At 63.2% G+C, this 14,052-nt stretch carries 15 protein-coding genes; 4 read left to right on the forward strand and 11 right to left on the reverse strand.

Going from position 1 to position 14,052, the window contains the following annotated elements:
- Positions 1-24: 24 nt before the first annotated feature.
- The 8 genes from VNW74_RS07630 to VNW74_RS07665 all read right to left on the reverse strand — a co-directional run bounded on the left by VNW74_RS07630 (position 25) and on the right by VNW74_RS07665 (position 7,967).
- Entirely contained in the window at positions 25-1,191 is a 1,167-nt protein-coding gene (locus VNW74_RS07630) for a thiolase C-terminal domain-containing protein (RefSeq protein ID WP_325675996.1), read from the reverse strand.
- Positions 1,188-1,946 (reverse strand): Zn-ribbon domain-containing OB-fold protein, encoded by a 759-nt coding sequence (locus tag VNW74_RS07635; protein WP_325675997.1) that lies wholly within the window; start codon positions 1,944-1,946, stop codon positions 1,188-1,190. Before VNW74_RS07635 ends, VNW74_RS07630 begins: the two co-directional genes overlap by 4 nt.
- On the reverse strand, positions 1,943-2,839 hold the full coding sequence (locus VNW74_RS07640; RefSeq protein WP_325675998.1) for a hypothetical protein: 897 nt from the start codon (positions 2,837-2,839) through the stop codon (positions 1,943-1,945). Before VNW74_RS07640 ends, VNW74_RS07635 begins: the two co-directional genes overlap by 4 nt.
- A 7-nt stretch (positions 2,840-2,846) precedes the next feature.
- Complete coding sequence (locus tag VNW74_RS07645) at positions 2,847-4,025, reverse strand: aromatic ring-hydroxylating oxygenase subunit alpha (RefSeq protein WP_325675999.1); 1,179 nt, start codon at positions 4,023-4,025, stop codon at positions 2,847-2,849.
- A gap of 4 nt (positions 4,026-4,029) precedes the next feature.
- Positions 4,030-5,262: a cytochrome P450 gene (locus VNW74_RS07650; RefSeq protein ID WP_325676000.1), complete on the reverse strand. Its 1,233-nt coding sequence runs from the start codon at positions 5,260-5,262 to the stop codon at positions 4,030-4,032.
- A gap of 41 nt (positions 5,263-5,303) precedes the next feature.
- On the reverse strand, positions 5,304-6,179 hold the full coding sequence (locus VNW74_RS07655) for an SDR family oxidoreductase (RefSeq protein WP_325676001.1): 876 nt from the start codon (positions 6,177-6,179) through the stop codon (positions 5,304-5,306).
- A 443-nt stretch (positions 6,180-6,622) separates the two neighbouring features.
- Positions 6,623-6,817 carry a ferredoxin gene (locus VNW74_RS07660; protein WP_325676002.1) on the reverse strand — a complete coding sequence of 65 codons (195 nt, stop codon included), beginning with the start codon at positions 6,815-6,817 and terminating at the stop codon, positions 6,623-6,625.
- Positions 6,818-6,899: 82 nt separating this feature from the next.
- Entirely contained in the window at positions 6,900-7,967 is a 1,068-nt protein-coding gene (locus VNW74_RS07665) for a phosphotransferase (RefSeq protein WP_325676003.1), read from the reverse strand.
- Between the two features lie 273 nt (positions 7,968-8,240).
- On the opposite strand from VNW74_RS07665, the gene VNW74_RS07670 reads away from it, so the two are divergent.
- Entirely contained in the window at positions 8,241-8,654 is a 414-nt protein-coding gene (locus tag VNW74_RS07670; protein ID WP_325676004.1) for a hypothetical protein, read from the forward strand.
- 22 nt (positions 8,655-8,676) lie between these two features.
- Here VNW74_RS07670 and VNW74_RS07675 read toward each other — a convergent pair whose 3' ends face one another.
- Together VNW74_RS07675 and VNW74_RS07680 are read right to left on the reverse strand one after the other, a co-directional pair.
- On the reverse strand, positions 8,677-9,771 hold the full coding sequence (locus VNW74_RS07675; RefSeq protein ID WP_325676005.1) for a phosphotransferase family protein: 1,095 nt from the start codon (positions 9,769-9,771) through the stop codon (positions 8,677-8,679).
- A 2-nt stretch (positions 9,772-9,773) separates the two neighbouring features.
- Complete coding sequence (locus VNW74_RS07680) at positions 9,774-10,676, reverse strand: hypothetical protein (RefSeq protein ID WP_325676006.1); 903 nt, start codon at positions 10,674-10,676, stop codon at positions 9,774-9,776.
- A gap of 123 nt (positions 10,677-10,799) precedes the next feature.
- Here VNW74_RS07680 and VNW74_RS07685 point away from each other — a divergent pair, with 123 nt between their 5' ends.
- The 3 genes from VNW74_RS07685 to VNW74_RS07695 all read left to right on the forward strand — a co-directional run bounded on the left by VNW74_RS07685 (position 10,800) and on the right by VNW74_RS07695 (position 12,812).
- Complete coding sequence (locus tag VNW74_RS07685) at positions 10,800-11,348, forward strand: TetR/AcrR family transcriptional regulator (RefSeq protein ID WP_325676007.1); 549 nt, start codon at positions 10,800-10,802, stop codon at positions 11,346-11,348.
- A 169-nt stretch (positions 11,349-11,517) separates the two neighbouring features.
- Positions 11,518-12,039 (forward strand): MarR family transcriptional regulator, encoded by a 522-nt coding sequence (locus VNW74_RS07690; RefSeq protein WP_325676008.1) that lies wholly within the window; start codon positions 11,518-11,520, stop codon positions 12,037-12,039.
- A 176-nt stretch (positions 12,040-12,215) separates the two neighbouring features.
- A complete protein-coding gene (locus VNW74_RS07695) occupies positions 12,216-12,812 on the forward strand; it encodes a TetR/AcrR family transcriptional regulator (protein ID WP_325676009.1) in 597 nt (198 codons plus the stop codon).
- A gap of 12 nt (positions 12,813-12,824) precedes the next feature.
- On the opposite strand, the gene VNW74_RS07700 is transcribed toward VNW74_RS07695, so the two are convergent.
- The gene (locus VNW74_RS07700; RefSeq protein ID WP_325676010.1) at positions 12,825-13,961 is read right to left on the reverse strand and encodes an LLM class flavin-dependent oxidoreductase; all 1,137 of its coding nucleotides are present in this window, start codon (positions 13,959-13,961) and stop codon (positions 12,825-12,827) included.
- Positions 13,962-14,052: the final 91 nt, after the last annotated feature.

Consider the following 14,052-nt stretch of genomic DNA (forward strand, 5'->3'; position numbering starts at 1 on the left):
ATTCTTCCTCGATTCTCCGGTGGGTCAGATTGTGGCTGCCGACCCGAACACGGTCGAGCTGACCAGCGGGGCCATCGGACCGCCGATCAGCAATGAGACATCGGCACCAGTAACAGGATTGGGCGAGCCGCCGCGGATCTGACGGACTGCCTCGGCGACCAGGCCGATGCCGTGCACGAATCCTTCGGCGATGTTTCCGCCCGCGGTGTTGATGGGCAGGCGACCGCGCTCGACGGTCAAGTTATCGACGGTGAGAACCTCACCGGCGGCCGGCCCAGGTGGGCACAGTCCGTGATCGATCATCGACGCCACCGCGGGCCCGGTGAAGTTCTCATACACCTGCGCCACGTCGACGTCGGCGGCGGTGAGTTCAGCACCGTCCCACAGTCGCTTCACCAGTGCGGGATGAAATCCCGCGCTGGTGTAGTTGTTTTCGTTTTCGACTGACTCGGTCCAGCCCGCGGCGGCGCCCTGCACGCCGGACAGGATGTACGCCGGCACCCCGCGGTAGTCGCCGACGCGTGCGCCGCTGACGACTAAAATTGCTGTGGCGCCGTCATTTTCACGTGAGCAGTCAAAAAGTCGTAGCGGTTCGGAAATCAGCCGGGCGCCCTGGTAGCGGTCGTGGTCGAGCGGTTGACCGCAGGCGACTGCGCGCGGATTGTTTTGGGCGTGGTGGTAACCGGCCAGCGCCACTGCCTCCAGCGTCGAGGGCGGCACGCCGTCGACCTCGAGCATCCGTTGCGTGCGCATCGCACACACCTGGGCGGGAGCCAGCATGCCGTGAGCGCCATAGAGGTGGCCCATGTGCCCCTTGTTGTATGCGCCGCGCCCATCGGTAGCCTCCGATAGGCCCCGGTAGACCGCCACGCAGCTAGCCTGACCGCTGTGTACCGCGGCGGCAGCGCAGTTGACCGCCGCCGCCACCGCGCCACCTCCGCCGCCCCACACCTGCGTCGACCAGCGCACCTCGTGCACATCCAGCGCCGCGCCGATGGCCAGGCCTTCGCTGGAATCCCCGGCGTAGGAAACGAACCCGTCGATGGCGCGCGGGTCGGTGCCCGCATCGTCGCAAGCCCGCAGAATCGCCTGCAGCACCAGCTGTGCCGACGACAGCGGGCTGGTGCCGCGTTTGTAATAGTCGGTGGCGCCGACTCCCACCACCGCGGTCGAAGCGCGAAATCCACTCACCGCGCCTCCAAGTCGGAATCAGGGTCGAGGTGCCAGCGCACCAGGGGCCAGTACCGGTCGTCGGGAGGCTGCTCGATGATCCCTTGCACCGCCGCACCTATGCGTGGGGTCAGCCCGTCCGCGTGGGCGAGCACGCCCAGGACCCGGCGGGCGTCGGCCGCGGGTAGTTCGACCAGCACCACGGTGTAGGGCAGGTGGCCGGTGGCCTCTCGGCTGAACGGCTGCCAGGTTCGCGTCCACGAATAGATGATGCCCACCGGGTCGACGGCCTCGAAACCCGTGTCGAAGGAATGGCAAGCCGGACAGATTGGCCGCGGCGACCAGATCCAGGTCGCACACTGGCGGCAGCGTTGCAACAGCAGCTTTCCGGCGCGCAGCCCTTCCCAGTGCGCTGTGTCGAGCCCGTCGTCAGACGGGCCGGTGAGGCCCATCCACGGCGGTGTGTCGGGGGTGTTGCGCACGCTCGACACCCGCCAGGTGCCGTCGGTGAAACACACCCAGCGGCTGCGTAGTTCAAACCACTGGTCGTCGAGTTTGGTGTAGCGGATGATGGCGTCGTACTGTCCTGGCCCGGCTTCGGTGATAGTGCGTACTTCGGCACCCTTGAGCCGGGCGGGGACGTCGGCGGACGCGATCAACTGACCAATGCGGTCAGGCAGGAAATCGGCCAGTACCGTGTCATTGTCGCCCGCGGCAACCGCTTTGCCATGGGCGACGACGGTGCTGGCCAGGTCGGCCGGGATCGTGTCGGTCATGATTGCCCACCGATTTGATAGCGGACGTCGGTGCGGTCGTGTTGAAAGCCGACCAGTCGGCAGGCATTGACCATGCCGGTGTCATCGGAGTCGACGTGGATGATCACGCCGGTCATCCCGGCCTCGTGGACAACGGCTGCCGCACCGTCGAGTAGGCGCCGGCGCTGCAGCGCATCGGCGGCCGGTGTGGCGAAAGCCCAAACGATGGTGGCGCAGTGACCGAACTCCTCAGATGGCACCGCGCGCAGATCCAGTGCGGTCACCCCGACAATGCGCCCGGCCTCACGCAGCGCGCAGGTGTGGTCGCTCCCGGGGAGCGCCGATACCCAGCCCAGGTCAGCCAGCGCCGCATCATCGACAGGTTCCAGAACCGGTGCAGCGGTGGCGTCCTCGACGGCGTCAGCCGATCGGACGAGTTTCCAGACCCGCCGGGTGCGCGGGATCAAAAACCGGTTGGAAAGCCGGCCGGCCGCGGGATGGTTACCTCGTGCCCAGGCGGTCACCGTGTGGGCACCGGTGTCCAGCCAGCCGCCGGGACGTTCCGTGTCCAAGCCGACCCGTTCTACCAGCAGTGTCATGATGCCAATCGAACGTAGCTGCGGGTCGATCACGGCGCTGGCGTTCGCGGACCCGTCTGGCGAGCACTCCAGGCGGATCAACCCGGCGATGCGATCGGGTTGGTCGGGCTCACCCATCGCGGTGGCGTGGGACAGCATCCAGATCACCAGATGGCGCACTGACGAATCGGATTCAGCCATCGCACGATCGACCTCGACGAAGTCGATTCTGTTGTATTCGGCCTCGGTATCGTACTCTGCGGCCCGCCCGAGCAGGTCGGACAGTTCGGCCGATTCGTCGGGACTGAGACTAGTCCGCCACTCGTATTTGATCATCGAGTAATCACGCTGTGGTGTTGCCTTGGGCGAGCAGCTTTGAGGTCTCGCGGCGGAACACTTGGTTGGCGGTCTCGTTGCGGCCCAGCAGCATATCGCCGGCATCGGCACTGGCCATCCCGCGCTGCGAATTGCGCAGCAACGGGAAATCCTCGTTGTGCAACACGGCCAGGAGAATGTCCCAGTTCTTCTCCCACAAGCTGTTCCAGTGATCCTCTTCCAGACCCGAGTCTTTCTGCGCGGGGACCATCAGCCGTTGCTCCATCCGGGACTTGGTCGGATCGCTCGGATGGGGCCGGAAGGTCAACAGCTGGAAGTGATCCGGTTGGCGCAACAACGTGCTGTTAGGCAGCAAGAAGTGTGTCTCGGTCACATAGCGATCCAATTGGCGGTCGCCCGGGTCTTCCTCCAGCCAGCGGTCGATCGACTTGCGCGGTGCGATGAACCGGCAATGCCGACCGAAATCCTCGAATGCCATGACATTGGTGTGGATGATCTTGCCGGCGGTGTTGGGGTGGGCGTACTGGATGTGGTAGCCGTCGAGGAACGCATCCTGCATGATCTTCCAGTTGGTCGGTTCGTCGAATCCCGCCGACCGGAAGCACTGGAGCTCATTGAGGTGATAGCCGGCCAGGATGGAATCCATATCCGGGCCCAGCCACGCAGCGACATCGATCGAGGCGTGAGCGTTGTCGACCACCCAGATGAAGCCGTGCCTTTCCTCGCACGGCACTTCCACAAGACCCTGCTTTTTACGGTCGATCTCGCCGAAAGTGGCATCGCGGGTAACCATTCGCAGCGATCCGTTGGGATCGTAGGACCACCGATGGTATTGGCAGGAGAAAAACCGGCAGCGGCCCTTCTCGCTGTCCTCCAGCAGGGCGCCGCGATGACGGCATAAATTCACGAAAGCCTTGACGCTGTTGTCCTTTTGGCGCACGACGATGAGGTTGTTGCGTGGCATTTGCACGGTCATGAAGTCATACGGGCGAGCGATCTCGGAGCCGTGGGCCACGATTGACGGGACACGGCCGAAAATGAGATCGCGCTCCTGCTGAGCGAGTACCGGATCGGTGAACTCGCGCGCAGAAAAGCCGAGAACGTCGTCGAACTTGTCGGTCGTCTCATTACGCAACAGCTCAAGTGCTCGACGAATTCGGTCCTGGCGGGGAAGCGATGTGGTCATGGGGTCACTTCTCTGGCGTGAAGGTGATTGGCATGCGAAGGCAGCCCCGCACCTGGGTCGAGTGGAAGACGGGAGGATCCGAATCCACCAGCCGGTAGTCGGGGATCCGACGGTGCAGTTCCTCAAGCGCGATGGTCAACTCGACGCGGCCGAGATGTGAACCCAGGCAGCGGTGCACCCCGGCGCCGAATGACAAGTGCCGGTTGGGGGAGCGGTTGATGTCGAAGTCGTTGGGATGGGGAAACGTATCCGGGTCGCGGTTCGCCGAACACAACATCAACAACAGCTGGTCACCCTCGGCGATGCTGACCCCACCGAGTTCGACGTCGCGCGTCGCGCGGCGGCCGGCGGCGACGGCCGCTTCGATGCGAAGAATCTCCTCCACGGCCCTGGGAATCACGGCCGGGTCGGTGATGATGCTCTCGCGCTGGGCGGGGTTGTCGACCAGATGCAGGATTGCCCATGCCAGCGATCCCTGTACGGTGTGCAGGCCACCCATCAACAGCAGGTAGAACATCAAGATGAGTTCTTGGTCTTCGAGCAACCGGGTGCCGTCGGGCAGTGCGACCTCGGTGTTGATCAATGTGGACGTCGCATCGTCCCGTGGATTGCTCCGCCGATCCTCGATCACTTTCTGGAAGTAGCCGGCCACGGTCAAACCGGCCGCGATCCTGGCCTGGTCGGACTCCTCCGGGGTACCGCCCGGCTTGCCGAACAGCACCACATCGGTGGCCTCCGCGAACAGCGCGGCGTCTTCCAACGGCCAGTCCATCAAAGCCAAAAAGACCCTGGCGGGTAGTTCGTGGGCGAATTCGGAGATGAATTCGGCCTGGCCTTTTGGTGCGAACTCATCGATCAACCCGTTGACTACCGTGCGAATGTCGTCGGAGAGCTTCTTCATTCGCTGCGGACTGAACAGTGGCTGCAACACGTGGCGGTAAGCAGTGTGCTCCGGCGGGTCGAGTTCGAGCGGAATGAACTTGCCGAAATCGGCAGGGGTGACCAGGTTGTTCGGGTAGCTGGAGAACGTACTGGGGTCGGTCAGAATCTGCTGGATTTCCTTGTACCGGGTCACAACCCAGTGTCCACCGTAAGCCGGCGAATACACCACCGGGCCCTTGGCGGCCAGCTCGGCTACCCGCTGCTGAAACACGTCCACCGGGGTGGCCAGGCTCGGCTCATAGACGTCGAAGTCCGTGACGAGGTTTGGCGGTACCCGATCCATTGCTGTGGTCATCTCTCTAGCTCCATTCGTTCGCAGTCAGCTTCGGTGCCAGCTCAATTCGCGTTGGGAACGGCCTCGGGGTTGAGGTCTTCGGGGAACCACATTCCGACGCGCGCGAGGGTGCCCCCGTCAGTGGCGCCGAGGGTGGCCCCGGAGATATAAGCCGAATCGTCGGAAACCAAGAACAACGCCACTTTGGCGTTGTCGAGCAGCGACGGGGGGCGGGCCACCTTGAGCGGTATCGGCGAGACGGTGGGATTCCACGGGCCCGCAACCTCTTCGTAGGATTGGCCGACCACCGGTGCACCCGCGGGCATCAAGAAGTTGGGCGACATGCCGTGGGTCGGCGCGATGGCATTGACCCGGATGCCGTAGCGGCCCAGGTCCAGGCTCAAGCCGCGTACCAGCCCGTTGACACCGGCCTTGGTCGCGCAGTACATGGCGATCTTCGGGTAGGCAACCAACGACGCCGCCGAGGACGTGGCCAGAATGGTGCCGCCACCGTTGGCCTTCAGGTGGGGAATCGCGGCCTGAGCGGTGTAGACAACACCGCTCAGGTTGACACCCAACACGTGCTGCCAATCGGACTCCGTCATGTCCTCGAACTCGACGGCCTGCTCGGTACCGAGAGCCGCTGCACCACCGCGCGACACAATTCCCGCGTTGGCCCACGCGATGTCGAGCTTGCCGTAATGGTCGACGGTCGCGTTGACGGCAGCGGTGATCTGATCTTTGACGGCGACGTCGGCGGTGATCGCGATGGCGTCACCGCCCTGCTGATCGACCAGCTTCAACGTCTGCTCGGCCCGATCCGCGTCGATGTCGACGATCGCGACTTTGGCGCCCTCTGCGGTGAATAGTTGCGCCGCGTGCCGGCCAAGGCCCGAACCCGCTCCGGTGATCAGGGCAACCTTGCCTTCGAGTCTCATCATCCTCCTTTGTTGGCCTGCGCCCGGTCCCGAAAACCCTTCCATTTCGGCCGCTGATGTGATCGTGCAGCCACGCGAGCAATCGTTGTGAACTGGACTACCCGGCTTCGCCATAAACTTACGACATTAGGTATGAGACGTCAATCAAGAAATGTCAGCTGGTGTGCAGCGAGCCGGCCGGCTCGTCGTGAGTGGTCCCGCGCGGCTGCTTCAAAGGTTATGTCGGCTCGGGGTTCACCCTGGTCTGGGGTGCGGGTATCTGCGGGTCGCGCACCTCAGGCGAGACCGGATCCGCAATGCCACATCCCGCTGCGCGCCCACGGCCAGTGGGCCGTAATCTACGATAGCAAGGTTAGTCGGTGTCGTGCGGAGGTGTGATGGACTCATGGCACCGGGTGAGCGCGAGCGGCCCGCACGCGCTGCCGGCGGCATCCGCGACGGCGCTAGTCCTCCTCGAGGATCAGTGCAAGCTCCGGGCACGCCGCCACACCCGTACGGGTGGCCTCCTCGTCGCCGGGGGCGAGAGTGTGCTCCTGCAGCGTTGAGTAACCGTCATCGTCGATCGGGAACAAGTCGGGCTCGACCGCGTAGCACTGCGCATGTCCGGCGCACTTACTGCGTTCAAGGCGCACCTTCATCACCTATCGCCTCCACTTCGTCGGGGTAATCAACAATCGCAGCGAACTGCTCGGACGCCTGTGTACAGGTGCCCTCGCAGGGTCAAATATGCAGGGCATCAAGCGTCTGGTGATCGAGTGCGGCGGCCGCATAGCGCTGGCCCATTTGTGCGCACACGTCCGCCGACTGCATCTGCGGCGGGCACAACGCAAACATGAGGCCGTGTAAGTGGTGCTGCCGGTAGGAGAGCCACGCGACGTCGAACTGGGGAGCGTCATCGGTGAATGCGCTCATTGCATCCAGATAGTGCTTCAGCAAATCGATTTCATGGCGTCGCCGGTCTTCTACGCCGAGAATTCCGGTGACGAAATAGGCGACGTCATCCGACCACGGAGCCAGACATACTGTCTGCCAGTCGAGGAAGCGGCGTACCCCATCGGGCAGTACATAGCTGTTGCCGACGTGGGGGTCACCGTGGGAAAGGGCAAGCGGCCCTGAGTCATCGAGCTGCCATAATGCGTGCAGGCCGCGCAGTAGCCGGGCTCTGTCGCGCAACGACGTGTTGAATGCCGCAGTTTGCGGTAAGTCGATGAAGGCGGCCCAATGCGCGGGACTCAAAAAGGCCTCGGCCACCGGTCGGAACAGCTCTGAGCCGACCGTCAACCACGGCAGGCTGGCTACACTGGACCGCTTCCAGGTCATACCGTGCCAACGGGCAAGCAGTTCAAGACAGTTCGCGACATCGTCGACACCCACCTGATCCTCGGGCTTGCCGAACACTGCACCCGAAGGGCGCAGGTCGTCGATCAGAACCAGTCCCTGGCCCGTTACGGGATCCTCAGCAGCGAACCAGCACTGCGGAACCTCGCCGACAACTGGCGCGATGTCGCGATAAAAACGCGCTTCGGCGCGGTAGCCGATGTTGTGCACGCCGTCTAACTTTTCATCGAATCCGCCCTTCAGGCAGAGAGCCGGCCCGGGCCCTTCCGCTGCTGCGTTCGCGTAGGACACTCGCAGAAACACTTTGGTCGCTGTTCCCCAGGTCACCGACTCGATCTCGACGTGGTCAACGACTGACCCGGGGTGTTGCTGCGCGATGGCCGCCGTGAGCCAGGCTGGCGTGATCTGGTCGAGTCGTGTTGGCATTGTGGAGACCTGAGCAGTGGACATGGTGATCACTCTTCAACGCCGCGTCTTTGCGTCAAGCCGTGTTCGAGCGGCCCATCTCCAACCGGAAATGCAGAGTTCAGCGTCTGTAGTGCAGGGTCGCACCACCGCCAGCCCAATAAGCTCATGGCATTAGGTTAATCGCCGGTGCGGGGTTGTCAACGAGGTGTTGGCGGCTTGTCGGCGGTCAACCGTGTGCCGCGGCATCCCGCTCTTCAGGAGGTATGCGTCTGGCTGGGGTTGCGGAAGGAAGGATCCAGGCGGCGAACGGTGAAGATGAACGACAGGGCGACAAAGGGGGCGATCATGTGGGAGACCGCGGCCTTCCGGCCCCAAATGGATCCCGGCTTCACCTACCGCATCCACGACTTGGCGTCGATCATGTTCATCGCGCTGCCATGGACCGGGATGCTGCAGGCAATCGTTCTGGCGCTAGCCATATTTCAGGATCCGCATGGACATCCGGTGTTCCCGCGCTGGTTGGCCTATGCCAGCTTGTGGGCCGCCTTGTGTTTCTTGCCCGGAGGTCTGAACTGTCTGGCGAAGACCGGGGTGATCGCCTGGAACGGTCTATTGGCATGGTGGCTTGGACTGGCGATATTCGGCGGATGGATCTTTGCGGTGTCGATATGCCTGGTGCGATATGCGATTCCGCACCAGCAGGCCGAGCAGGCGAAGGTCGGTGTTTGATTCTCGAGATCGGTTGCGCCCGTTACGTCGAGGCCGGGTCCAGGAAACTGGTGGCCGGTCCTTCAGGGGCTGTGACGCCGATCATCCGGGCCAGCAGCTGGGTCGCCGGATTGTTGATGGCCATGGTGTGATCGGCCGGTAGCGCACCGGCCTCGATCATCATGTTGCCCGCCCTGTTCATCAGCACCGCGAAGCGCAGTCCACCGTAGACCTCAAACCAGTCGGCGTGTGGAATGGCGCGGCCGCTAAATGATCCATACCGGCGTAGGGTTTCGTCGCGGTCGGGTAGGCCGGCCGGCCACGGAACGCCGACGCCCTCGCTGTGGTGCCGGTCGCAGAACAACCACCAACCGAGGTCACAGCCGGCGGGCGCCAGCGTGGCGAGTTCCCAGTCCAGGACGGCCGAAACGCGGCTGCCCTCAAACATCAGGTTCCCCAACCGTGAATCCCCCCAGGACAATACGGTCGGCCCTGGATCGGCGGGCCAATGTTCGGATAGCCAGGTGAATGTTTCGTCGATGGTAGGACAAGGGCGGCCGGCGCACCCCCAGTCGAAAAACGCCCGCCACCAAGCGACGTGCTGGGTCAGCGGGCCGGTCCCAAGCCCGGGCCGGCTCAGTGTTTCCAGTCCCAGGGCGCGCCAGTCCACCGCGTGAATCGCGGCGAGCGTACGCAGCGCATCGTCGGCCATGACGGTCCGCTGTGCGTCGGATAGCGAATGAACCCAGCTGTTCGGGTCGGCGGGAAACGGGGGCTCGTCGCCCGGGATGCGACCCTCGCGCCGCTCGAGCACGAGGAAGGGGCTGCCCAGGACCGCGGGGTCGGGTTCATAGAACAGCACCTTGGGCACCGGTATCTCGGTGTTGCGGGCCAGCGCGTCCATAACCAATGCCTCCCTTGCGAGGTCGTATTCGTAGACGACGCGGAACGCATTGGGTTCGACTCGTATGACGAAGCGCTCGCCGTTGTCGAGGTCGACGAGGAAGGTATCGGTTGAACGCCCGTTGCCAACGGGGGTGGTCGCTTCCGCGATGGCGGCCCCTGCGAAGCGCTCGGCAATCCACGATGCCGTCCTAATGCGAATCTCTTCAGGGGTGATTCCGCCGACGATCGCCATTCTCAGACCAGCTTCCGGAGGATACCGTAGGTAGCCAGGCCGGTGCCGCGGCGTCCGTCGCTGAGCCGCAGTGTCACGAACTCGTCGTAGGCGGAAAACGTCGGACCGGTCTGTCGCCCGCCTTGGGGAACCCAGAACCCTACCGGTCGCTCGGTGATCTCGATGCGGACAGCCCCGCTCGGTAGCACAGTCTCGACATCATTGAGCAGGCCGGACCCATTGCGGGCGAAGGCGAAATGATCGAGTCGGTGCTGACCGTCCTCGGCAAGGCGGAAGGCCAGATCGATTTGTGGACCGTCGATCCCTCTGAGCTTCCAGAAGACCAGGAACTGGTCGCCGAGGTCGGCCATCAGGTATTGGTACTCGTCCCATTGTGATGACTCGCTGCGATAGCCCCAGGTGCGGTCCCGGAGCCCGACGCCGTCGAAACTACGTTGCTCGCCGCGCACCGTGATGGTTCCGGTTGCGCGTTGCGGCTGCTCGTAGTGGTGCAGTGGCCGGCCCGCCTTGTTCGACGGCAACGCCTTGAGCGCGTGCAGGTCGATCGGTTGGTACATCGGATCTACGGTCGCGTCCAACTGTAAGTCGGGATGGTCGACGATCAGGCGGCCGTCGGGATCGACACTGATGTGCTCACTTTGGTGGGTGCCCTGCTGCGGAGTTTCGATGAGCTCGAACGCCTTCCCGCCGGCCCACGCCGACACCCGGCTGCGTCCAGGGAAGGACAGGTCCGGCGAGGACATGTGGTGAGTCATCACGTAGACATCGGAGTCTGGATCCCACCAGCAGAACAGCGCATAGTCACGCCATGGCGTGCCGTCATCGTCGATCGGCACCACATCGTGATGGATCGGCGTCGCCAGCGGCCCCCAACGTCCCAGGTCAACAATCTTTTGGATTGTCATGCTGTCCTTCCCGTTTCAAAACGTGCAGCATACGTATTGGAGTGAAAGCTACCCGCCAAACGGAGGCGGCGGAACCCTTCCGAGGAATTCGCGGCGATGAGGTTTGTGAGAAGATGCTCGACCATGGCTCGGGTCCGCTTGTTGACACACGACAGCATCGCCCGGGCCGCGTTCGAACTGGTCGATACCGAAGGTGGGAGCGCACTCACCATGGCGCGGCTGGCCGACAACCTTGGTGTGGCCCAGATGACGCTTTACAACTACGCCGCCGGCAAGCAGGAAATCGTCAACATGCTGCCCGACGTGCTGCTGGCAGACCTTCCTCCGATCGACCCAGGCGCCCGGTGGCGCGACGAGCTCGACGCATGCTTCGTCGAGGTCCACGGCAGGCTGGTGCGGCACGGCAACGTCACACAGTTGATCGCCGCGCTTCCGGTTACCAGCGACGCTCAGGCAAAACTATTCTCCGGGGTGCTGGCGTTGCTTAACGCTGCCGGCTTCGCAGAGCGGGAGGCGCTGACCGTGCACCGCACGCTGTCGACCTACACGCTCGGATTCGCGCTATTCGAGATCGCCGAGAATTCGGTGGCCTCGCCCAGACCCGGGACTGATGCCGCACAGTTCCGCGCCGGGCTCAGGGCGGTGTTGAGCGCGTTTTCACCCGAAGGCTGATTGCGCGTGCCACCGCGTCGCCTCGGCCTAGACCGTACCGATTGCATACGGTATTCCCCCATACTGTTGCCGGGTATATTCGTGGGGTGCCTCCGATTCGGTCTCACGCTGTCGCCGTCTTCGCCGATGTCGAACGGTGTAGTTACGGGCACCCACCTGGGGGAGCGGAATGAATCCTGGCGTAGTTGCGGGGCACGAACTAGATACGCCACCGTGGCGCCGCCTGGACGGGACGATCATGGCGACCGCCCGAGCGATCCGGAGAGCGTATGACCAGGCTCTTGGCGACATCGGCCTGACGCTGCCCGAAGCCAGCCTCCTCGCTTACATCGCCGAGATCGATCCCCAAACACAAACGCGGCTGGCGGAGCGGCTAGCTATCGGCAAGGCTGCGCTCGGCGCGCGCATCGACCGACTGGAGCAGATGGACGCGATCCAGCGCCGGCCACACCCGACCGACCGCCGGGTCTGGCTGGTGCATCTCACCGATAACGGAAGTGACTATGTCGCGAGCATCAACGACATCGACCGTCGCCTCCGGGAGCAGTTGCGCCGCGGTATCAGCAGGCAGGACCGTCAACAACTGGCGCACACGTTGACGAGGCTGCAGCTGAACATCGACGCACTCGAGCATAAGCAAACCGGTCAGGCGGGTACCGGCGGATCGGCGTCGCGGGCACTCAGACAATGAGGGAAGCCGGCTGAACGGTCGGTAGGTTGGCACCTGTTTTGGGGCCGAACCACGACCGAAAGCCCCGCGTAACACCCGTACATCTTACAATCGACGTGTCAGCGGTCGTGGATACCTGGGGCAATTCCAACCGACCGGCCGAGCCCCAGAGCTTCACAACAGCGAGAAAGGTGTGCATGGCGATCACTGCGAATGAGCAGAAACGTGACCTACTGATGCACGAATGCGCGCGGCTGTTCCGACGCCGCGGTTATCACGGTACGTCGATGAGCGATATTGGCGAATTCGTTTCTCTGAACAAGGGGACGCTGTATTACTATTTTCCGTCCAAGTCCGACATCCTGTACGCGATCTACTTAGACGCATACGCCCGACTGGACGCGCAAATCGCAGAGATTCCAGCTGACCTAGCCTCCGACGAAGAGCTTATTTCCTACGTCAAGGCCATCCTGCGAACGATAGCGTCAGCGCCGGACGTCATTGCAGTCTATTTCCAGGAACATCCCTGGTTGGAATCGTCGCTGACGGCTGAGCAGGCCACGCATATCCGCGCAAAAGAGGCAGAATTCACCCAGCGTATTCGAGAGATCATCAAGACGGGCATGCGGGCGAACGTATTTCGTCGAGTCAACGACGAATTGCTGTCCGTCCAGTTGCTGGCGATGATCTCTTCTCTCTATCGGTGGCACCTCGCCGAGAATGAGCCAGCAGCCGAGTTGGTGGCCGATACCATCGTCAGCTACTTGTTCGAGGGCATTCTCTATTCCCGATAACACGTAGCGGTATCAGGCTTTGAGCAGTCTGCAGAGCTCGAGTGACCGGGCCAGGGCTGCGGGAGCTTCGTCGATTGGTCGCACGATTGGGCCGAAGTCCCAGATCGCGACGTGGGTGGCTCCGGCGTCGACGTACTCGTTTATCGCCTTGGCGACATCGGGAGGCGAGCCGGCGAAGACGCTTTTCTCCGTCATCGGCCGGGTGACCTTGGAGACGATGTCCTCGCATTCTTCGCGCGACCATTGTGTCGGAATCGCCTTGAGCGCGTAGTGGAATCCCGGTGGCATGATCGGCGCAATGCCTTCGTCGGCCCACGAATCATGGTGGAATCGACCGAAGACGGCGGCCCACATCTTGACGAGCTTGTTGTTGAGAGCCTCGTCAATGATCGCGGGGTCTTCGTGGAGGAACGTCGGGATCCACAGACTGAAGTCGAAAGCGTCGGGATCACGGCCGGCTTCCTCGACCTTCTGCTTGACCTCTGCGACGATCTGGGCGAGCGCCTCGGGGCTGGCGATGGCGCACGGAGAGGACGCCGATATCCCGTCGGCGTAGCGCGTGGCCATATCGATGAGGCGCGGACCGCCGCCCATGGCCCACACTTTGGGCCGGTTGGGGTGAATACATCCGATTGAGGCGCGCTTGTAGTTCCAGTGATTTCCCTCGAAATCGATTGGCCCGGTGGCCTCGAAGAGCTGGGGGAGCAGCCGCAGATGGTCTTCGAGCCGCGCAAGCCCTTCAGCACGTTTGTAGCCGTAGGGTCGGCACTGTTTGAGCTCGCCGGCGCCGAGCATGAGGACCGTGGAGCTCGCCGCATTGGCCAGCGTCAGCATGCTCTGCGCGAGTTCGGCGGGTCCGCGCCGGACCGCATCGGTAGTCCATGAAACGCCGAGGCGCCCCTCGGTAGCAGCCATACCGAAGGCTGCCAGGAGCAGTCCATCGGCGAAGCTGTCGTTGTCCGCAGATAACTCCGACAGCGGCGTGACCTCCGGCGTCCACAGCGCATTGGGTAACAAGTTGGTCAGTTGGTCATAGGTCTGGAAGAAATCCACGACGCCAGAGGATTCGAGCTCTCGGGCGATGTCACCCACTAGCCGGGGGGAGCGGGAGCGATCGAAATGAACCGGCACCGATGTCAGCGGAGTCATAGGACATGAGGCTATTGAAGCCACGCCGAGTATTCAAGGAGTTTCAACCAGTCGTTTGAAATGACCTGCTGCCCGTCAGCCGGTCCACAGC

The organism is Mycobacterium sp., assembly GCF_035570115.1.
Lineage (GTDB): Bacteria > Actinomycetota > Actinomycetes > Mycobacteriales > Mycobacteriaceae > Mycobacterium.

What these genes read in the sequence shown, in the direction of transcription:
- VNW74_RS07655 (WP_325676001.1), bottom strand. Translation starts at nt 6,179, where the DNA reads ATGAGACTCGAAGGCAAGGTTGCCCTGATCACCGGAGCGGGTTCGGGC.
- VNW74_RS07670 (WP_325676004.1), top strand. Translation starts at nt 8,241, where the DNA reads ATGAACGACAGGGCGACAAAGGGGGCGATCATGTGGGAGACCGCGGCC.
- VNW74_RS07680 (WP_325676006.1), bottom strand. Translation starts at nt 10,676, where the DNA reads ATGACAATCCAAAAGATTGTTGACCTGGGACGTTGGGGGCCGCTGGCG.
- VNW74_RS07650 (WP_325676000.1), bottom strand. Translation starts at nt 5,262, where the DNA reads ATGACCACAGCAATGGATCGGGTACCGCCAAACCTCGTCACGGACTTC.
- VNW74_RS07700 (WP_325676010.1), bottom strand. Translation starts at nt 13,961, where the DNA reads ATGACTCCGCTGACATCGGTGCCGGTTCATTTCGATCGCTCCCGCTCC.
- VNW74_RS07675 (WP_325676005.1), bottom strand. Translation starts at nt 9,771, where the DNA reads ATGGCGATCGTCGGCGGAATCACCCCTGAAGAGATTCGCATTAGGACG.
- VNW74_RS07660 (WP_325676002.1), bottom strand. Translation starts at nt 6,817, where the DNA reads ATGAAGGTGCGCCTTGAACGCAGTAAGTGCGCCGGACATGCGCAGTGC.
- VNW74_RS07645 (WP_325675999.1), bottom strand. Translation starts at nt 4,025, where the DNA reads ATGACCACATCGCTTCCCCGCCAGGACCGAATTCGTCGAGCACTTGAG.
- VNW74_RS07665 (WP_325676003.1), bottom strand. Translation starts at nt 7,967, where the DNA reads ATGTCCACTGCTCAGGTCTCCACAATGCCAACACGACTCGACCAGATC.
- VNW74_RS07690 (WP_325676008.1), top strand. Translation starts at nt 11,518, where the DNA reads ATGAATCCTGGCGTAGTTGCGGGGCACGAACTAGATACGCCACCGTGG.
- VNW74_RS07695 (WP_325676009.1), top strand. Translation starts at nt 12,216, where the DNA reads ATGGCGATCACTGCGAATGAGCAGAAACGTGACCTACTGATGCACGAA.
- VNW74_RS07640 (WP_325675998.1), bottom strand. Translation starts at nt 2,839, where the DNA reads ATGATCAAATACGAGTGGCGGACTAGTCTCAGTCCCGACGAATCGGCC.
- VNW74_RS07685 (WP_325676007.1), top strand. Translation starts at nt 10,800, where the DNA reads ATGGCTCGGGTCCGCTTGTTGACACACGACAGCATCGCCCGGGCCGCG.
- VNW74_RS07635 (WP_325675997.1), bottom strand. Translation starts at nt 1,946, where the DNA reads ATGACCGACACGATCCCGGCCGACCTGGCCAGCACCGTCGTCGCCCAT.